The organism is uncultured Pseudacidovorax sp. (assembly GCF_913773995.1).
GTDB lineage: Bacteria > Pseudomonadota > Gammaproteobacteria > Burkholderiales > Burkholderiaceae_C > Xenophilus.
On the sequence record NZ_CAJYES010000161.1, the window covers coordinates 1 to 17,140 of the forward strand.

18 protein-coding genes are annotated in these 17,140 nt (G+C 68.1%); 15 read left to right on the forward strand and 3 right to left on the reverse strand.

The features are described 5' to 3' along the window. Positions 1-41: 41 nt before the first annotated feature. The 9 genes from hflX to QZ772_RS14960 all read left to right on the forward strand — a co-directional run bounded on the left by hflX (position 42) and on the right by QZ772_RS14960 (position 8,517). The gene (hflX, locus tag QZ772_RS14920) at positions 42-1,226 is read left to right on the forward strand and encodes a GTPase HflX (protein ID WP_295527742.1); all 1,185 of its coding nucleotides are present in this window, start codon (positions 42-44) and stop codon (positions 1,224-1,226) included. Between the two features lie 76 nt (positions 1,227-1,302). Beyond that, entirely contained in the window at positions 1,303-2,634 is a 1,332-nt protein-coding gene (gene hflK, locus QZ772_RS14925; protein WP_295527744.1) for an FtsH protease activity modulator HflK, read from the forward strand. A gap of 18 nt (positions 2,635-2,652) precedes the next feature. Further along, complete coding sequence (gene hflC, locus QZ772_RS14930; RefSeq protein WP_076503470.1) at positions 2,653-3,552, forward strand: protease modulator HflC; 900 nt, start codon at positions 2,653-2,655, stop codon at positions 3,550-3,552. Next, positions 3,552-3,740: a DUF2065 domain-containing protein gene (locus QZ772_RS14935; RefSeq protein ID WP_295527747.1), complete on the forward strand. Its 189-nt coding sequence runs from the start codon at positions 3,552-3,554 to the stop codon at positions 3,738-3,740. The genes hflC and QZ772_RS14935 overlap by 1 nt, the downstream gene beginning before the upstream one ends. Before the next feature lie 174 nt (positions 3,741-3,914). Then, on the forward strand, positions 3,915-5,075 hold the full coding sequence (locus QZ772_RS14940; RefSeq protein WP_295527750.1) for an ATP phosphoribosyltransferase regulatory subunit: 1,161 nt from the start codon (positions 3,915-3,917) through the stop codon (positions 5,073-5,075). 15 nt (positions 5,076-5,090) lie between these two features. After that, positions 5,091-6,422, forward strand: a complete 1,332-nt coding sequence (locus QZ772_RS14945) for an adenylosuccinate synthase (protein WP_295527752.1) — start codon at positions 5,091-5,093, stop codon at positions 6,420-6,422. 22 nt (positions 6,423-6,444) lie between these two features. Further along, positions 6,445-6,969, forward strand: a complete 525-nt coding sequence (locus QZ772_RS14950; protein ID WP_076503474.1) for a phosphoribosyltransferase — start codon at positions 6,445-6,447, stop codon at positions 6,967-6,969. A gap of 21 nt (positions 6,970-6,990) precedes the next feature. After that, complete coding sequence (locus QZ772_RS14955; protein ID WP_295527754.1) at positions 6,991-8,184, forward strand: PLP-dependent transferase; 1,194 nt, start codon at positions 6,991-6,993, stop codon at positions 8,182-8,184. 129 nt (positions 8,185-8,313) lie between these two features. Beyond that, positions 8,314-8,517, forward strand: a complete 204-nt coding sequence (locus QZ772_RS14960; RefSeq protein WP_043114791.1) for a hypothetical protein — start codon at positions 8,314-8,316, stop codon at positions 8,515-8,517. Positions 8,518-8,544: 27 nt separating this feature from the next. On the opposite strand, the gene QZ772_RS14965 is transcribed toward QZ772_RS14960, so the two are convergent. Then, positions 8,545-9,159 carry an arylesterase gene (locus QZ772_RS14965; RefSeq protein ID WP_295527808.1) on the reverse strand — a complete coding sequence of 205 codons (615 nt, stop codon included), beginning with the start codon at positions 9,157-9,159 and terminating at the stop codon, positions 8,545-8,547. A gap of 60 nt (positions 9,160-9,219) precedes the next feature. Here QZ772_RS14965 and QZ772_RS14970 point away from each other — a divergent pair, with 60 nt between their 5' ends. From QZ772_RS14970 to fghA, 4 genes are all read left to right on the forward strand, one after another. Next, positions 9,220-9,933 carry an ATP-binding cassette domain-containing protein gene (locus QZ772_RS14970; RefSeq protein ID WP_295527759.1) on the forward strand — a complete coding sequence of 238 codons (714 nt, stop codon included), beginning with the start codon at positions 9,220-9,222 and terminating at the stop codon, positions 9,931-9,933. Between the two features lie 88 nt (positions 9,934-10,021). Next, positions 10,022-10,297, forward strand: coding sequence for a metal/formaldehyde-sensitive transcriptional repressor (locus QZ772_RS14975; RefSeq protein ID WP_058641269.1), 276 nt, complete (start codon positions 10,022-10,024; stop codon positions 10,295-10,297). Between the two features lie 49 nt (positions 10,298-10,346). After that, the gene (locus tag QZ772_RS14980) at positions 10,347-11,459 is read left to right on the forward strand and encodes an S-(hydroxymethyl)glutathione dehydrogenase/class III alcohol dehydrogenase (protein WP_295527765.1); all 1,113 of its coding nucleotides are present in this window, start codon (positions 10,347-10,349) and stop codon (positions 11,457-11,459) included. A 13-nt stretch (positions 11,460-11,472) separates the two neighbouring features. Further along, positions 11,473-12,309, forward strand: coding sequence for an S-formylglutathione hydrolase (fghA, locus tag QZ772_RS14985; protein ID WP_295527768.1), 837 nt, complete (start codon positions 11,473-11,475; stop codon positions 12,307-12,309). Positions 12,310-12,412: 103 nt separating this feature from the next. On the opposite strand, the gene QZ772_RS14990 is transcribed toward fghA, so the two are convergent. Continuing rightward, complete coding sequence (locus QZ772_RS14990) at positions 12,413-13,381, reverse strand: tripartite tricarboxylate transporter substrate binding protein (protein ID WP_295527771.1); 969 nt, start codon at positions 13,379-13,381, stop codon at positions 12,413-12,415. Positions 13,382-13,548: 167 nt separating this feature from the next. Then, positions 13,549-14,448, reverse strand: a complete 900-nt coding sequence (locus QZ772_RS14995; RefSeq protein ID WP_295527773.1) for a LysR family transcriptional regulator — start codon at positions 14,446-14,448, stop codon at positions 13,549-13,551. Between the two features lie 99 nt (positions 14,449-14,547). Between QZ772_RS14995 and QZ772_RS15000 the strand changes: the two genes are divergently transcribed. Together QZ772_RS15000 and rlmB are read left to right on the forward strand one after the other, a co-directional pair. Further along, positions 14,548-16,191, forward strand: a complete 1,644-nt coding sequence (locus QZ772_RS15000; RefSeq protein WP_295527776.1) for an FAD-dependent monooxygenase — start codon at positions 14,548-14,550, stop codon at positions 16,189-16,191. Between the two features lie 173 nt (positions 16,192-16,364). Next, positions 16,365-17,126, forward strand: a complete 762-nt coding sequence (gene rlmB / locus QZ772_RS15005; RefSeq protein WP_294374817.1) for a 23S rRNA (guanosine(2251)-2'-O)-methyltransferase RlmB — start codon at positions 16,365-16,367, stop codon at positions 17,124-17,126. Positions 17,127-17,140: the final 14 nt, after the last annotated feature.

The window sequence follows — 17,140 nt, forward strand, 5'->3', positions numbered from 1 at the left end:
GCGGCATGGGACGGGTTGGCGGACACGTCAACCCGTCCACCATGAATCAGGCTCCCCCGCATTTGTCTGAATCCATCTCCCGCCAGGAAGGCGCGGCCGTTCTGGTCGGCGTCGACTTCGGCCTTCCCCATTTCGATGGCGAGCTCGAAGAGCTCGGCCTACTCGCCCAGACCGCTGGGCTCGATCCAGTCGCGCGGCTGAGCTGCAAGCGCAAGGCGCCGGACGCCGCCCTGTTCGTGGGCAGCGGCAAGGCCGACGAGATTCGTGAACTGGCCCTGATGCACCGCGCAAGCGAGGTGATCTTCGACCAGGCCCTGTCGCCCGCCCAGCAGCGCAATCTCGAGCGCGAACTCGGCGTCGCCGTCTACGACCGCACCTTCCTGATCCTCGAAATCTTTGCCCAACGTGCCCGCAGTCACGAGGGCAAGTTGCAGGTTGAGCTCGCCCGCCTTCAGTATCTGAGCACGCGCCTCGTGCGGCGCTGGTCCCACCTGGAGCGTCAGACGGGCGGCGCGGGCGTGCGCGGCGGCCCGGGTGAAAAACAGATCGAGCTCGACCGCCGGATGATCGATTCGTCGATCAAGCGCACCCGCGAGCGCCTTGCCAAGGTGCAGAAGCAGCGCGGCACGCAGCGGCGACAGCGCGAGCGGCGCGACACCTTCAACATCTCGCTGGTCGGCTATACCAACGCAGGGAAGTCCTCGCTGTTCAACGCGCTTGTCAAGGCGCGTGCCTATGCGGCCGACCAGCTCTTTGCCACGCTCGATACGACCACGCGCCATCTCTACCTCGGTGACGTGGGTCGGCGCGTGTCCATCTCTGACACGGTGGGCTTCATCCGCGATCTGCCCCACGGCCTGGTGGACGCCTTCAAGGCGACCCTGCAGGAGGCCGTGGATGCGGACCTGCTGCTGCATGTGGTGGATGCGGCCAATCCCCACCATCCCGAGCAGATCGCGGAAGTGCAGCAGGTCCTGGCCGACATCGGCGCGACCGAGGTGCCTCAACTGCTGGTCTTCAACAAGCTGGACGCCCTGCCCGAGGAGCGGCGCCCGCTCAAGCTCGTCGATGAGATGGAACTGGACGGCGTGCCCGTACCCCGGCTCTTCGTGAGTGCTCGTATGGGCGATGGCCTGCCGCCGCTGCGTGAGGCACTGGCCCAACGCGCCGAGTCGGCCGCGATCACCCCATGGTCGCAGCCCGAATTGCAAAGTGCCCAGCCCTGATTGGGCACAATAGCCCGCGCCAATCACACCTAATTACCGAATGAAGTCAATGCCTGTGTGGAGACGGGTTCAGGGAATGTTTAACCTGAACGATGGCCGTTGGGGTCGTAGCGACGATGCGTCGTCTTCCTCCGAGGGCGACCGCCCGTCCACGAGCCGGCCCGAGGGCGAGCCGCCCGTGCCGCCGTCCAATCCCCGTCCGAGGAATCCGGGGCCCAACCAGGGGCCACCGGATCTCGACGAGCTCTGGCGCGACTTCAATCGCAAGCTCGGCGGCCTGTTCGGTGGCCGGGGTGGCAATGGCGGTGGTCCGCGTCCCCCCAACTTCGGAGGCGGCAAGCCCGACATGAAGAATGCCGGCTTCGGCATCGGTGCCGTCATCGGCGTCGCGCTGCTGATCTGGCTGGGCACCGGCTTCTTCATCGTCAATGAAGGCCAGCAGGCGGTGATCACACAGTTCGGTCGCTACAAGCAGACCGTGGGGGCCGGCTTCAACTGGCGTCTGCCGTATCCGATCCAGCGCCATGAGATCGTGGTGGTCACGCAGATCCGCTCGACCGACGTCGGCCGAGATGCCATCGTGCGCTCGACTGGCCTGCGCGAATCGGCCATGCTGACCGAGGACGAGAACATCGTCGAGATCAAGTTCGCGGTGCAGTACCGCTTGTCCGACGCACGGGCCTGGCTCTTCGAAAGCAAGAGCCCGTCCGAGACCGTGGTGCAGGTCGCCGAGACCGCCGTGCGTGAGGTCGTCGGCAAGATGAAGATGGACGCAGCCCTTGCCGAGGAGCGTGACCAGATCTCGCCGCGGGTGCGTCAGCTCATGCAGACCATCCTCGACCGCTACAAGGTGGGCGTGGAAGTCGTGGGGATCAACCTGCAGCAGGGCGGCGTGCGTCCGCCGGAGCAGGTGCAGGCCGCCTTCGACGATGTGCTCAAGGCGGGCCAGGAACGCGAGCGCGCGAAGAATGAAGCCCAGGCCTATGCCAACGACGTGGTGCCGCGTGCCGTCGGTACCGCATCGCGCCTGAAGGAAGAGGCGGAGGCGTACAAGGCCCGTGTGGCAGCGCAGGCCCAGGGTGATGCGCAGCGCTTCAGCCAGGTGTTGGCCGAGTACCAGAAGGCGCCGCAGGTCACGCGTGATCGCATGTACACCGACACCATGCAGCAGATCTATGCCAACACCAGCAAGGTGCTGGTCGAAAGCCGCCAGGGATCGAACTTGCTGTATCTGCCGCTGGACAAGCTGATGCAGCAGAGCGGATCGCAGAACACGGCCGCGCCGGCCGACGGCGCACCGCCTGCGGTGGCGGGCACCGCTGTGCCGCAATCCTCGGCCATCCCGGTCGCTCCTTCGGGCGACTCGCGCGCCCGCGACGCTCGTTCGCGTGAGCGTGACGTCCGCTGAAACCGGGAGAACAAGAACATGAACAGAATCGGATTCATCGGCGCATCGCTGCTCATCCTGCTGGTGCTCGCCAGCTCCATGCTCTTCGTGGTCGACCAGCGCCAGTTCGGCGTCGTCTACCAGCTGGGCCAGATCAAGGACGTCATTACCGAGCCGGGCCTCAAGTTCAAGCTGCCTCCGCCGGTGCAGAACGTGTCGTACATCGACAAGCGCTTGCTGACGCTCTCCAGCATGGACACCGAGCCGATGCTCACGGCCGAAAAGCAACGCGTGGTGATCGACTGGTACGTGCGCTGGCGCATCGTCGACCCGTCGGCCTACATCCGCAACGTCGGGCTGGATGAGAGCGCGGGCGCCGTGCAGCTCAACCGCGTGGTGCGCAATGCCTTCCAGGAGAACATCAACAAGCGCACCGTGCGCGACCTGATCTCCGCGCGCCGTGAGGACGTGATGAACGACGTCCGCCGCGAGGTGCTGAGCGTGGTGCAGGGCGGCAACGCCTGGGGCATCGACATCGTGGACGTCCGCGTGACGCGCATCGACTATGTCGAGGCCATCACCGAGTCGGTCTACCGCCGCATGGAGGCCGAGCGCAAGCGCGTGGCCAACGAGCTGCGGTCGACCGGTCAGGCCGAGGGCGAGAAGATCCGCGCCGACGCAGACCGCCAGCGCGAGGTCACCGTGGCCAATGCCTACCGCGACGCACAGAAGATCAAGGGTGAGGGTGACGCGCAGGCTGCCTCCGCCTACGCCGATGCCTTCGGTCGCGATCCGCAGTTCGCACAGTTCTATCGCAGCCTCGAAGCCTACAAGCAGAGCTTCAACAAGAAGAGCGACGTGCTGGTGGTGGACCCGGCCTCCACCGACTTCTTCCGCGCCATGCGCAGCAGCGGCAGCAACACCTCGAACCAGCGCTGATGAACGGCGACAGCCTCTGGCAGGCGCTGGCCCTCGTGCTCGTGATCGAGGGGCTGTTTCCCTTGCTCTCGCCGGGCGGCTGGCGCCGCGCCTTTGGCCAGTTGCTCCAGCTGCGTGACGGCCAGCTTCGCTTCTTCGCGCTGTGCAGCGTCGGCGTCGGCCTCGCCTTGCTCTGGCTGGCGAGCTAAGTCGCCCACTCCGGCCGCCGCCTGGCGGCTGAAGCAGCCGGCGCGGTCGCGGTGCGGCTTGGCGCCTGCCGAAGGGCTTGCACGTTGCCCCTTCGGGCAATCAATGCTCGGCCCACTTCATGGGCCTGTCGCCGGGGGCCGTTAGAATCCCGTTTTAACCACGGCCTACACGCCATGTCCGCCTGGGTCCTCCCGGATCACATTGCCGATGTGCTGCCCTCCGAGGCGCGCCACATCGAAGAACTCCGACGCCAACTCCTCGACACCGCCCGCAGCTATGGCTACGAGCTGGTGATGCCGCCGCTCATCGAGCATCTGGAATCGCTGCTCTCGGGCACCGGCGAGGCGCTGGACCTGCAGACCTTCAAGCTTGTCGATCAGCTCTCCGGCCGCAGCATGGGCCTGCGTGCCGACACCACGCCGCAGGTCGCCCGCATCGATGCGCACCTGCTCAATCGCCAGGGCGTGGCGCGCCTGTGCTACTGCGGACCGGTGCTTCATGCACGGCCCGAGGGTCCCAATGCCACGCGCGAGCCGCTGCAGTTCGGTGCCGAGATCTATGGCCATGCCGGCCGCGAGGCCGACCTCGAAGCGCTCGAACTCGCCCTGGCCACGCTGCGCGCCGCGGACGTGCGCGATGCGCTCGTGGATCTGGCGGACGTGCGCATCGTGCGTGCGCTGCTGGCCGGTGCCCAGGCGCCCCGCGACGTCCTGGAGCGTGTGCATGCGGCGCTGGCCGCCAAGGACGCGAGCACGCTGGCCGAGCTCACGCGTGGCTTTCCCGAGCCTGTGCGCGACGCGCTGCGGGTCCTGCCTGAGCTGTATGGCGACCGCCAGGTGCTGGACCAGGCCGAGCGCGTCCTGTCCGCCTTCCCCGAGGCCCTGTCGGCCGTGGCGGGCCTGCGCTGGCTTTCCGCCCAGCTCGCCGAGCTGGGCACCACGCGCGTGAGCTTCGATCTGGCCGACCTTCAGGGCTATGCCTACTACAGCGGCGCCCGCTTTGCGATCTACGCTGACGGCGCCAACGACTCACTGGCGCGCGGCGGCCGTTACGACGAGGTGGGTGCAGTCTTCGGACGCAACCGGCCTGCCGTGGGGTTCAGCCTGGATGTGCGCAGCCTCGTGGCCGTGGTGCCGCGACCACCGCTGCGCGCGGCCATCCGCGCGCCGTGGAGCGATACCGATGCCGGCTTGCGCAATGCCATCGCGGCCCTGCGTGCCGGCGGCGAGACGGTGGTCTGCGTGCTGCCGGGCCACGAAAGCGAAATCGACGAATTCCACTGCGACCGCACGCTGAACTGCGTCGGCGGCGAGTGGGAAGTGCAAGCCATCTGATCAACGAGAACAATCATGAGCGTGACAACCGGACGTAACGTGGTCGTCGTCGGCACCCAGTGGGGCGACGAGGGCAAGGGCAAGCTGGTCGACTGGCTGACGGAAAGCGCGCAAGGTGTGGTGCGTTTCCAGGGCGGCCACAACGCGGGCCACACGCTGGTCATCAACGGCGTCAAGACGGCGCTGCACCTCATCCCCAGCGGCATCATGCGCCCTGGCGTGACCTGCTACATCGGCAACGGCGTGGTGCTGTCCTGCGCCAAGCTCTTCGAGGAGATCGAAGGGCTGGAGAAGGCCGGCGTCGAGGTGCGCTCGCGCCTGCGCGTTTCCGAGGCCTGCCCGCTGATCCTGCCCTTCCATGCCGCGCTCGACGTGGCGCGCGAGGCCTACCGAGAAAAGGGCGGCATCGAGAAGATCGGCACCACCGGCCGCGGCATCGGCCCGGCCTACGAAGACAAGATCGCCCGCCGCGCGCTGCGCGTGCAGGATCTCAAGCACCCAGAGCGCTTCGCGCAGAAGCTGCGCGTGCTGCTCGACCTGCACAACCATGTGCTGACGCAGGTGCTGGGTGCCGAGCCCATCGACTATGACACCGTCTACGCCGAGGCGATGAAGCACGCCGAGATCCTCAAGCCCATGATCGCGGACGTGTCGCGTGAGCTCAACGAAGCCCACCGCAACGGCGCCAACCTGCTGTTCGAAGGTGCGCAAGGCACGCTGCTGGACGTGGACCATGGCACCTATCCCTACGTTACCTCGAGCAACTGCGTGGCCGGCAACGCGGCTGCCGGATCCGGCGTCGGCCCCGGCATGCTGCACTACGTGCTGGGCATCACCAAGGCTTACTGCACCCGCGTGGGCGGCGGTCCGTTCCCGACCGAACTGGACTGGGAAAAGCCCGGCACCGTGGGCTACCACCTGTCGACCGTGGGCGCGGAGAAGGGCGTGACCACCGGCCGCTCGCGCCGCTGCGGCTGGTTCGACGCCGCGCTGCTCAAGCGCTCGGCCCAGGTCAACGGGCTGTCGGGCCTGTGTATCACCAAACTCGACGTGCTGGACGGCATCGAGGAGCTCAAGCTGTGCACCGGCTATGAGCTGGACGGCGAGCACATCGACATCCTGCCGCTGGGCGCCGACGAGATTGAGCGCTGCGTGCCGGTGTACGAAACCATCGAGGGCTGGTCCGACAGCACCGTGGGCGTCACCCAGTACGACAAGCTGCCGGTCAATGCCCGGCTGTATCTTCAGCGCATCGAGCAGGTGACAGGCGTGCCCATCGCCATGATCTCGACCAGCCCCGATCGCGACCACACGATCATGATGCGCCATCCCTACCTCGCCGATTGAACCCGCCCGGAGCCCACGAACCATGTTGACCGAAGACGGCAAGCACCTGTACGTCAGCTACGACGAGTACCACAACCTCATCGAGAAGCTCGCGCTCAAGATCCACCAGTCCGGCTGGGAGTTCGACAACATCCTGTGCCTGGCCCGTGGCGGCATGCGGCCCGGCGATGTGCTGTCGCGCATCTTCGACAAGCCGCTGGCCATCATGTCCACGAGCTCGTACCGCGCCGAGGGCGGCACCATCCAGGGGCACCTGGACATCGCCCACTACATCACCACGCCCAAGGGCGAGATCGCTGGCCGCGTGCTGCTGGTGGACGACCTGGCCGATTCCGGCCACACGCTGCAGGCCGTGGTGGAACTGCTGCGCACCAAGTATTCGCCCATCACCGAGCTGCGCAGCGCGGTGCTCTGGACCAAGCAGCTCTCGGTGTTCACGCCCGACTATTCGGTGGAATACCTGGAGACCAATCCCTGGATCCACCAGCCCTTCGAAGGCTACGACACGATGCGGCCCGAGAAGCTGCTCAAGAAGTGGTCTGTCTGAAGAGGGGCTAGCATCGGTGGCATGAGCGCATCTGCCACCGATCTGATCCATCACTCCTACCTTCCCCCGTCGAGTTTCGAGGCCCCGCAGCCGGGCATCTTCAAGGCCTCGACGGTCTTCTTCCCCAACGTCGCCGCCATGCGCGCGCGCGACTGGAAGAGCAAGGCCGGCTACACCTACGGCCTGCACGGCACCCCCACCACCTTCCTGCTCGAAGAGCGGCTGGCCGCCCTCGAAGGCGGCAGCCAGTGCCTGCTGGCGCCCAGCGGGCTGGCGGCCATCTCGCTCGTGGCGTTGTCGCTGCTGAGTCGCGGCGATGAGGTGCTGATTCCCGACAACGCCTACGGGCCCAACAAGGCGCTGGCCACCGGTGAGCTGGCCAACTATGGCATCACGCACCGGTTGTACGACGCGATGAACCCCGCGGACCTCGCCGCCAAGATTTCCGAGCGCACCCGACTCGTCTGGATCGAGGCGCCGGGCTCGGTCACGATGGAGTTTCCCGACCTGCCCGCGCTGGTCGCGGCCTGCCGCGCGCGGAGCGTGGTCAGTGCACTCGACAACACCTGGGGCGCGGGGCTGGCCTTCAATCCCTTCGACCTCGTGGGCGACGGGCAGGGCGTGGACATCTCCGTCCATGCGCTCACCAAGTACCCGAGCGGCGGTGGCGATGTGCTGATGGGCAGTGTGGTCACCCGCGATGAGGCCCTGCACCTCAAGCTCAAGCTCACGCACATGCGCCTGGGCATCGGTGTCGGTGCCAATGATGCCGAGACGCTGCTGCGGGCGCTGCCGAGCATGCATCTGCGCTATGCCGCGCACGACCGCGCAGCGCGAGCCCTGGCCACCTGGCTGGGCGAGCGGGAGGAAATCGCGCAGGTGCTGCACCCGGCACTGCCCGGCTCGCCCGGGCATGCGCATTGGCAGACTCTGTGTGGCGCCAGCGACCTGGCGGCAGGACTCTTCTCGGTGGTGTTCGACGGCCGCTTCGCGGTCGAGGCCATCGACCGCTTCTGCGACAGCCTGCGCCTATTCAAGCTCGGCTATTCCTGGGGCGGACCGATCAGCCTCGTCGTGCCCTACGACATCGGCCTGATGCGTGACCCCTCCGTCAGCCGCTGGCCCCACAAGGGCACGCTGGTGCGCTTCTCGGTGGGGCTGGAGCGCGTGGAGGACCTGCAGGCGGATCTGGCGCAGGCCCTGGCGCGGCTCTGAGCGGCCTCGGCCGCGGCGTCGCATGTGCCTGCGCCGGGCCCGGCGTAGGCACGTCCTGCGATATCGCTTACATTGGGGCGGAGGCTGCCCCGAGCCCCGGGGCGGCGGCATCGACAAGGAGGCGTGCGCGTGGCCACACCCAATTACGGTTACGAGAAAAGACAGCGGGAACTGGCCAAGAAGCAGAAGAAGGAAGAGAAGCTGCGGGCCAAGGCGGAGCGCAAGATCCCCCCGAGCAGCCCGGGCCTGGCACCCGGCGACCCCGAGACGGACGTCGCGTCGCTCGAGCACGATGCGCCGACGGTGCCCGAGACACCCACCAAGGACGGCTGAGCGCCTCCGTCACCCAGGCCCGTCCCTTCAGCGCAGCATCTTGCGCACGGCGGGCCAGACGTTCTCGAGAATGCGCGGATGCGCAATGGCCAGCGGATGGATGCGGTCCGCCTGGAACATCGAAGCTGCATCCGGCCCGTCCGCCACGTTCTTCAGCAGGAAGGGCACCACGTCGGACTGGGTGGCCTTTCCCACGCGGCCGAAGATCTCCCCGAAGCGCCGCGTGTAGTCCGTCCCGTAGTTGGGCGGCACCTGGATCCCCACCACCAGCACCTTGGCACCGGCCGCCTGGCTGGCCTTCGCCATCTGCATCAGATTGTCCTCGGTGGACGCCAGCGGCAGCCCGCGAAGGGCGTCGTTGGCGCCCAGTTCCAGGATCACATGCGTGGGCTTGTGCTGGGCCAGCAAGGCCGGCAGGCGGGCCCGGCCGCCCGAGGTGGTGTCGCCGCTGATGCTGGCGTTGACGACCTTGGCGGCGATCTTCTGATCGGCCAGCCGCTTTTCCATAAGTGCCACCCAGCCTTCGCCGCGCTTGAGGCCGTACTCGGCCGACAGCGAGTCGCCGACCACCAGGATCACGGGCGCCTTGCCCGGTGCCGGCTGCGCGATGGCCGAAAGACCCCACGGCCCCGCCGCCGACAGGGCCAGCGCGGTGCGCAGGATAAAGTGACGTCGAATCAGCACGCGAGTCCTTTCGAATTCATGTCTAACACCGTGGAAGCCATCGTCGCCGTCGAACACGTCTACAAGTCCGTCGCCGATTCCACAGGCACGCTGGACATTCTGCAAGACATCCATTTCACCCTTGGCGCGCGGGAAACCGCCGCCATCGTCGGTGCGTCGGGCTCCGGCAAGAGCACCTTGCTGTCCATCATCGCGGGGCTCGATGTGCCGACCAAGGGCACGGTCAAGCTGGCCGGCGAAGACCTGTTCGCCGTGGACGAGGACGACCGCGCGGCACTGCGTGCACGCCAGGTGGGCTTCGTGTTCCAGAGCTTCCAGCTGCTGGGCAACCTGACGGCGCTGGAGAACGTGATGCTGCCGCTCGAACTGGCCGGTCGCAGCGATGCCCGCGCCGCCGCCACCGAGATGCTGGCCCGCGTCGGCCTGGGGCAGCGGCTGGGTCACTATCCCAAGCTGCTGTCGGGCGGCGAGCAGCAGCGCGTCGCGCTGGCCCGCGCGTTCGTCGTGCAGCCGCGCCTGCTGCTGGCCGACGAGCCCACCGGCAGCCTGGACTTCGCCACCGGCGAGCAGGTCATGCAGCTGATGTTCGACCTCAACCGCGAGCTGGGCACGACGCTTCTGCTGGTCACGCACGACCGCGCCATCGCGCAGCGCTGCGACCGTCGCATCACCGTGGCAGCCGGCCGGGTGGCGCAGGACGAGTCGACGGCGGCGGAATCGCTGCCCGCCTGAACAGCCGGACGACGAGCGTCGAGCACCTCGCCGCTCGACGTGGCCTGAAGCCGCTCCTATACTCCCCTGGAGTATCGAAGGAGCGATCTTGCCGCATTCCGCCGAAGAGAAGAAGCGCGTCATCACCCGCCTGCGCCGCATCCGTGGCCAGACCGAGGCGCTGGAGCGCGCGGTGGAGGCCGGCACCGACTGCGGCGCATTGCTGCAGCAGCTGTCGGCGCTGCGTGGCGCGGCCACCGGCCTGATGGCCGAGGTGCTCGACAGCCACCTTCGCGAAACCTTCGGCACGGCCGGCGAACGGCCTGCCGACGCCCAGGCCGAGATCGAGCAGGTGATGCGCATCGTGCGCAGCTACCTCCGTTGAAGCCTTCTTCGTTGTCCCCTACCGACCCATCCATCCAGGAGAACCGACCATGAAATCCCGCGCTGCCGTTGCCTTCAAGGCCGGAGAACCCCTGCAGATCGTCGAGCTCGACGTGGCCCCGCCCAGGAAGGGCGAAGTGCTGGTCAAGATCACCCATACCGGCGTGTGCCACACCGACGCCTTCACCCTGAGTGGCGACGATCCCGAAGGCCTGTTCCCTGCCGTGCTGGGCCATGAAGGCGCCGGCATCGTGGTCGAGGTGGGCGAGGGCGTCACCAGCGTCAAGCCGGGCGACCATGTCATTCCCCTCTACACCGCCGAATGCGGCGAATGCCTGTTCTGCAAGAGCGGCAAGACCAACCTGTGCGTGTCCGTGCGGGCCACGCAGGGCAAGGGCGTGATGCCCGACGGCACCACCCGCTTCAGCTACAACGGCCAGCCGGTCTACCACTACATGGGCTGCTCGACCTTCAGCGAGTACACCGTGGTGGCCGAGGTGTCGCTGGCCAAGATCAGCCCCGATGCCAACCCCGAGCAGGTCTGCCTGCTGGGCTGCGGCGTGACCACGGGCCTGGGCGCCGTCAAGAACACGGCCAAGGTGCAGGAGGGCGACTCTGTCGCCGTCTTCGGCCTGGGCGGCATCGGCCTGGCGGTGATCCAGGGGGCCAAGCTGGCCAAGGCCGGCCGCATCATCGCCATCGACACCAATCCGTCCAAGTTCGAGCTGGCGAAGACCTTCGGTGCCACCGACTGCATCAACCCCAAGGACTTCGACAAGCCGATCCAGCAGGTGATCGTCGAGATGACCACCTGGGGTGTGGACCACAGCTTCGAATGCATCGGCAACGTCAATGTGATGCGTGCTGCGCTGGAGTGCGCGCATCGCGGCTGGGGCCAGTCCGTGATCATCGGAGTGGCGGGCGCGGGGCAGGAGATCTCTACACGGCCGTTCCAGCTGGTGACCGGCCGCCGCTGGCTGGGCACGGCCTTCGGCGGTGTCAAGGGCCGCTCGCAGCTGCCCGGCATGGTGGAGGACGCGATGGCCGGCCGCATCCAGCTCGAGCCCTTCGTCACGCACACCATGCCGCTCACGGACATCAACGAGGCCTTCGACCTGATGCACGAAGGCAAGTCGATCCGCTCCGTCGTGCATTACGCCTGAGCGCGCGAGCACGATGGAACGCGTCGAACAACATGCCAGCTTCGGCGGCCGCCAGGAGGTGTGGAAGCACGCCTCTAAGGTGCTGGGGTGCGAGATGAAGCTGGGCGTCTACCTGCCCCCCGCCGCTTTGGCTGGCGAGGCCTGCCCGGTGCTGTACTGGCTGTCGGGCCTGACCTGCAGCGAACAGAACTTCATCACCAAGGCCGGGGCGCAGCAATATGCGGCGCAGCATGGGCTGATTCTGGTGGCGCCCGACACCAGCCCGCGTGGGGATGCCATCGCCAACGACCCGGCCTACGACCTGGGGCAGGGCGCCGGCTTCTACCTCAATGCCACGCAGGCGCCCTGGGCGCCGCATTTCCGCATGGAGGACTATGTGGTGCAGGAGCTGCCTGCGCTGGTGGAGCAGCACTTCGCCACCACCGCGCGGCGCGGCATCGCCGGCCACTCGATGGGCGGCCATGGCGCGCTGACGCTGGCGCTGCGCCATCCGGGTCGCTATGCGAGCGTGTCGGCCTTCTCGCCCATCGTGGCGCCCACGCAGGTGCCCTGGGGCCAGAAGGCCTTCGCGGCTTACCTGGGCGAGGACCGTGGCGAATGGGCGGCCCATGACGCGGTCGAGCTGATCGGCACCGCCACCGAGCGTCTGCCGCTGCTGGTGGACCAGGGCGAGGGCGATGAATTCCTGGCCAGCCAGCTGCGGCCCGAGCTGCTGCGGAAAGCCTGCGAGGCCGCCGGCCATCCGTTCACGCTGCGCATGCAGCCGGGCTACGACCACAGCTACTACTTCATCGCCAGCTTCATCGGCGACCACATGGCGCACCACGCCGCGGCGCTCAAGGGCGCCTGATCGGGAATCTGCGGGCTGGCGGACCTCGCCGGTCGGCCAGCCTTCGTGCCAGGGGCTGCGCAAGACGGGGGTCCCATCACGGCGCGACTCGCCGCACCGACGCCTATTCGGCGGTGATGTTCCCGGTACGGACCACCTCGGCCCAGCGCGTCGCGTCCTTCGCGATCAGCTTGCCGAACTCCGCGGGCGTCGAATGCGCCGGCACCATGCCCTGCGCCTCGAAGATGGTCGCCACCTCGGGCTGCTTGAGCACGTCGGCGATCTCCCGGTTGAGACGGTCGATGACCGCCTGCGGTGTGCCCTTGGGCGCCAGCACGCCGTACCACATGTCCACGCTGCCCATCTTGAGGCCGGCCTCGGCCAGCGTGGGCGTCTGCGGCAGTTGGGGCACGCGCTTGTCGCTGCCCACGGCCAGGGCCTGCAGCTTGCCGGCCTTGATGTGCGGCAGGGCCACATGTACCGGCAGGAACATGGCGTCGAGCCGTCCGCCCAGCAGGTCGGTCACGGCACCGGCTGTGCCCTTGTAGGGCACATGCAGCATGTCGATGCCCGAGGTCTGCGTCAGCAGCGCCATCGACAGATGATGCGGTGTGCCCACGCCGGGCGTGCCGTAGGTGAGCTGGCCAGGCTTGGCCTTGGCCTGGGCGACCAGTTCGGCGGCCGTGTGCGCCTTCTGCACCTGCGGGTTGGTCACCAGCAGCAGCGTGCCCCACGATGTGAGGGCTACAGGCGCGAAATCGTTGACGGGGTCATAGGGCAGCGACTTGTACAGGCTCTTGTTCATCACCAGCGTGTTGACCTGCACCAGTAGCGTGTAGCCGTCGGGCGCGGCGCGCGCCACGCGCTCGCTGCCGATGTTGCCGCTGGCGCCGGGCACGTTGTCCACCACCACCGGCTGGCCCAGGGTCTTGGGCAGGCGGGCCGACAGCTGGCGCGCCACGATGTCGATGCCCGTGCCGGGCGTGTAGGGCACGACCAGCGTGATGGGGCGGTCGGGCCAGGCCAAGGCGGGGGCGGCACTCGTCATCGCGGCGGCCACCAGGGGCAGCCAGCGCATCCACTTCATCTTCATGTCTCCACTCCTGCCGCTTCATGCGGCGGTCAAATCTCAGTTTGCGCCAGCGCAAGGCGGCGCGTCGGGATGCATGCTATTGGGCCAGCGGGCCGCCATGAAGTGAAATTCAGGAATCACATGCATTGATTAGCCGCCGCAATGAATGGCCGCCGTCTGCCCGACGCTCAGCGCGACATCGTCGGCAGCAGCTCGACCAGCACTTCGTCGAAGGCCTGCATCGCCGCCGTCTGCGCCGCGCCGCGCCGCGAGACCCGGTAGAAGCCCAGCTTGACCTGCGGGCTGCCCAGCACGTCGATGGCCACGCGGTGGCGCCGGCAGGCGGCCACGGCGAAGGTGGGGATGACCGCGCTGCCGAAGCCGGCCTCCACCATGGAGATCATGGTGGCGATGAAGCTGACCGGCTGCGTCTCTTCGGGCGTCACGCCCAGGCGGTGCAGATGGGTGTCGATGCTGCGCTGGATCGGGTTCTCGGCCGGCAGGGTGATCAGGCGCGTGCCGCGCAGCGAGGTCCAGCCGGTCCGGCCGACGGTCGTGGGCGCCTCGGCTGCAGGCGAGACCTTCATCAATGCGAACTCGGCGATCTGCCGCCTCACCAGGCCCGAGGTCACCTTGAAGAAGAAGCCCAGCCCGATGTCGGCTGCGCCCGACTCCACCAGCGCCTGCACGCCCTGCAGGTCGCTGTCCAGGAGCTGGATGCGCACCTCGGGCTGCGCCTGGCTGAAGCGCGCGAGCATCTGCGGCAGCAGGTGCGAAGACACCAGCGGCGTCGCCGCGATGCGCAACTGCTGCCGCGTGCGCTGGCCCAGTGCGCCCACTTCGGTGCCGGCGTCGTCCAGCTGCTGGAGCACGTTCTCGGCCACCGCGGCGAAGCGCCGGCCCGCCTCGGTCAGCTGCACGGCGCGCGTGGTGCGGTCGAAGAGGCGCGCACCCAGCTGCTTCTCGACCTCGCGCACCAGGATGCTGAGGCCGGCCTGGGTCATGTGCACCCGCTCGGCCGCCCGGGTGAAGCTGCCGGCCTGGGCGACGCTGAGGAAGGCGCGGATCTGCCGCATGGTCAGGTTCATATGCCGATTTTATGAGTGCATGTCATACCTAAACTTGTCTGATGCCTGGGGCTGCGGCCCAATACCGCCATCGCCTACACGACATCGAGACCGCACACCATGACCGCAGACAACGCAAGCACCGGCATTCCGCACGAGAAGACGCAGGTCGTCATCGTCGGCGGCGGCCCGGTGGGCATCGGCCTGGCCATCGAGCTGGGACAGCGCGGCATCCATTGCACGCTGGTGGAGCGCCACCGCGAGCCGCAGCCCATTCCCAAGGGCCAGAACCTGACGCAGCGCACGATGGAGCATTTCCATTTCTGGGGCGCCGAAGCCGCCCTGCGTGCCGCCCGCACCATTCCGCCCGAATACGGCATCGGCGGTCTGACGGCGCACGGCACGCTGCTCAGCCCCTACCACTACGACTGGCTGCAGCGCGAACTGGTGCGGCCCTACTACTTCACCGCCAACGAACGCCTGCCGCAGTACGCCACCGAGGCGGTGTTGCGCGCCCGCGCGGCACAACTGCCCACCGTGCGCGTGCTCTACGGCTGGACGGCCGAGGACGTGCGTGTGGACAACGACACCGTCTACGCCGAGGTGGCCGAGACCGGGGGCGAGGGCCGCCGCGTCATCGAAGGTCGCTACCTCGTGGGCTGCGACGGCAGCCGCTCCAAGGTGCGCGCCCAGGCCGGCATCACGCAGACGCTGTCGGACCACGACCGCATGATGGTGCTGCTGGTCTTCCGCTCCGAGGGACTGCACCAGCTGCTGTCGCGCTACCCCGGCAAGTCCTACTACAACGTGCTGCAGCCCGAGCTGGACGGCTACTGGAAGTTCTTCGGCCGTGTCGATCTGGGCAGCACCTGGTTCTTCCATGCACCGGTGCCGCCGGGCACCACCCGCGACAACTTCGACTTCAAGCGCTATCTGCACGAGGCGGTCGGCGCCGAGTTCGAGGTGGACTTCCAGCACATCGGCTTCTGGGACCTGCGCTTCGCCATCGCCGACCGCTACCGCGCCGGGCCGGTGTTCATCGCCGGCGACGCGGCCCACAGCCATCCGCCCTATGGCGGCTATGGCGTCAACACCGGCTTCGAGGATGCGCGCAACCTGGGCTGGAAGCTCGCTGCCACGCTGCAGGGCTGGGGCGGCGAGACGCTGCTCGACTCCTACGACGCCGAGCGCCGGCCGGTGTTCGCCTCCACCTCGCGCGACTTCATCGCGCGCTCCATCGAGATCGACCGCGACTTCCTGCGTGCCCACGACCCGGCCCGCGACCCCGCTGCCTTCGAGCAGGCGTGGAACGCGCGCAGCAGCGGCGCGGTGGGCGAGGTGCAGTCCTTCGAGCCCCATTACGAAGGATCTCCGGTCGTGCTGCACGCCTCCGGTGCCAAGGCCGGTGAATGCAGCGCGGTGGGCAGCCACAGCTTCCGGGCCCGGGCGGGCCATCACCTGGCGCCGGCCGGTCTGCGCGACGGCCGCAACGTGTTCGAGGCGCTGGGCGATGGCTACACGCTGCTGACCTTCGGCGCCAGCAATGCGGACGTGGCGGCCCTGGTCGAAGCGGCAGCAGCGGTGAAGCTGCCCCTGAGCGTGGTGCGCGACACCGCGGATGGCGAGCGCCAGCGTTATGGCGCCGCGCTTGTGCTGGTGCGGCCGGACCAGTTCGTTGCCTGGGCCGGTGACGGCCTCGCCAGCCGGGAACAGGCGCAGAAGTTGATGGACACGGTAAAGGGCAGCAGGGCCGCCGCCGCCTGAACGGCGCGCGGTAGGCGGTCCCCGCGGGGCGCCGGCACGCCGCATGGGCGCCGCGCGGCGCGGGGATCGAGTGGGGGCGCCTTTGGCCGTCAGGCCCATGCGGCGCCGGCCGACAAGGCCCGGGCATGCGGAGGAGGGCGGGCGTCTGGTGCCCGCCGATAATCCCGCGCGATATGTCTTCCTCCCCCAAAGTGATCTTCGGCTTCCACGCCGTGGGCGTGCGGCTGAAGACCTCGCCGGGTTCCGTCCTCGAGGTCCTGTTCGATCCCACGCGGCGCGATGCCCGCATGAAGCAGTTCATCGCCCGCGCCCAGGAGAGCGGCGTGCGCCTCATCGAAGCCGACGGCGTGCGGCTGGCCCGCCTGACCGGCGGCCATGGGCACCAGGGCGTGGCCGCCCGCGTCGAGCCCGTCGCCCAGACCCATTCCCTCGACGAGCTGCTCGACCAGCTCGACGCCGCGGGCACCGTGCCGCTGCTGCTGGTGCTGGACGGCGTGACCGATCCGCACAACCTGGGTGCGTGCCTCCGCGTGGCCGACGGTGCCGGTGCCCAGGCCGTGATCGCGCCCAAGGACCATGCCGCCGGCATCAATGCCACGGTGGCCAAGGTGGCCAGCGGCGCCGCAGAGACGGTGCCCTATTTCATGGTGACCAACCTGGCGCGCACGCTCAACGAACTGAAGGAGCGCGACATCTGGGTGGTGGGCACCAGCGACGACGCGCCCGGCACCCTCTACCAATGCGACATGCGCCGCCCGACGGCCCTGGTGCTGGGCGCCGAGGGCGCCGGCATGCGCCAGCTCACCCGCAAGACCTGCGATGAGCTCGTGAGCATTCCCATGGCTGGCGCGGTCGAGAGCCTGAACGTGTCCGTGGCCAGTGGCGTCTGCCTGTACGAGGCCATGCGTCAGCGCCAGGCGGCGGCCGCATCCTGATGAAGAAAGAGCAA

Bases quoted from the DNA above. Each gene is read 5' to 3' on its own strand.
- hflX (WP_295527742.1), top strand. From the start codon at position 42: ATGAATCAGGCTCCCCCGCATTTGTCTGAATCCATCTCCCGCCAGGAA.
- hflK (WP_295527744.1), top strand. From the start codon at position 1,303: ATGTTTAACCTGAACGATGGCCGTTGGGGTCGTAGCGACGATGCGTCG.
- hflC (WP_076503470.1), top strand. From the start codon at position 2,653: ATGAACAGAATCGGATTCATCGGCGCATCGCTGCTCATCCTGCTGGTG.
- QZ772_RS14935 (WP_295527747.1), top strand. From the start codon at position 3,552: ATGAACGGCGACAGCCTCTGGCAGGCGCTGGCCCTCGTGCTCGTGATC.
- QZ772_RS14940 (WP_295527750.1), top strand. From the start codon at position 3,915: ATGTCCGCCTGGGTCCTCCCGGATCACATTGCCGATGTGCTGCCCTCC.
- QZ772_RS14945 (WP_295527752.1), top strand. From the start codon at position 5,091: ATGAGCGTGACAACCGGACGTAACGTGGTCGTCGTCGGCACCCAGTGG.
- QZ772_RS14950 (WP_076503474.1), top strand. From the start codon at position 6,445: ATGTTGACCGAAGACGGCAAGCACCTGTACGTCAGCTACGACGAGTAC.
- QZ772_RS14955 (WP_295527754.1), top strand. From the start codon at position 6,991: ATGAGCGCATCTGCCACCGATCTGATCCATCACTCCTACCTTCCCCCG.
- QZ772_RS14970 (WP_295527759.1), top strand. From the start codon at position 9,220: ATGTCTAACACCGTGGAAGCCATCGTCGCCGTCGAACACGTCTACAAG.
- QZ772_RS14980 (WP_295527765.1), top strand. From the start codon at position 10,347: ATGAAATCCCGCGCTGCCGTTGCCTTCAAGGCCGGAGAACCCCTGCAG.
- fghA (WP_295527768.1), top strand. From the start codon at position 11,473: ATGGAACGCGTCGAACAACATGCCAGCTTCGGCGGCCGCCAGGAGGTG.
- QZ772_RS14990 (WP_295527771.1), bottom strand. From the start codon at position 13,381: ATGAAGATGAAGTGGATGCGCTGGCTGCCCCTGGTGGCCGCCGCGATG.
- QZ772_RS14995 (WP_295527773.1), bottom strand. From the start codon at position 14,448: ATGAACCTGACCATGCGGCAGATCCGCGCCTTCCTCAGCGTCGCCCAG.
- QZ772_RS15000 (WP_295527776.1), top strand. From the start codon at position 14,548: ATGACCGCAGACAACGCAAGCACCGGCATTCCGCACGAGAAGACGCAG.
- rlmB (WP_294374817.1), top strand. From the start codon at position 16,365: ATGTCTTCCTCCCCCAAAGTGATCTTCGGCTTCCACGCCGTGGGCGTG.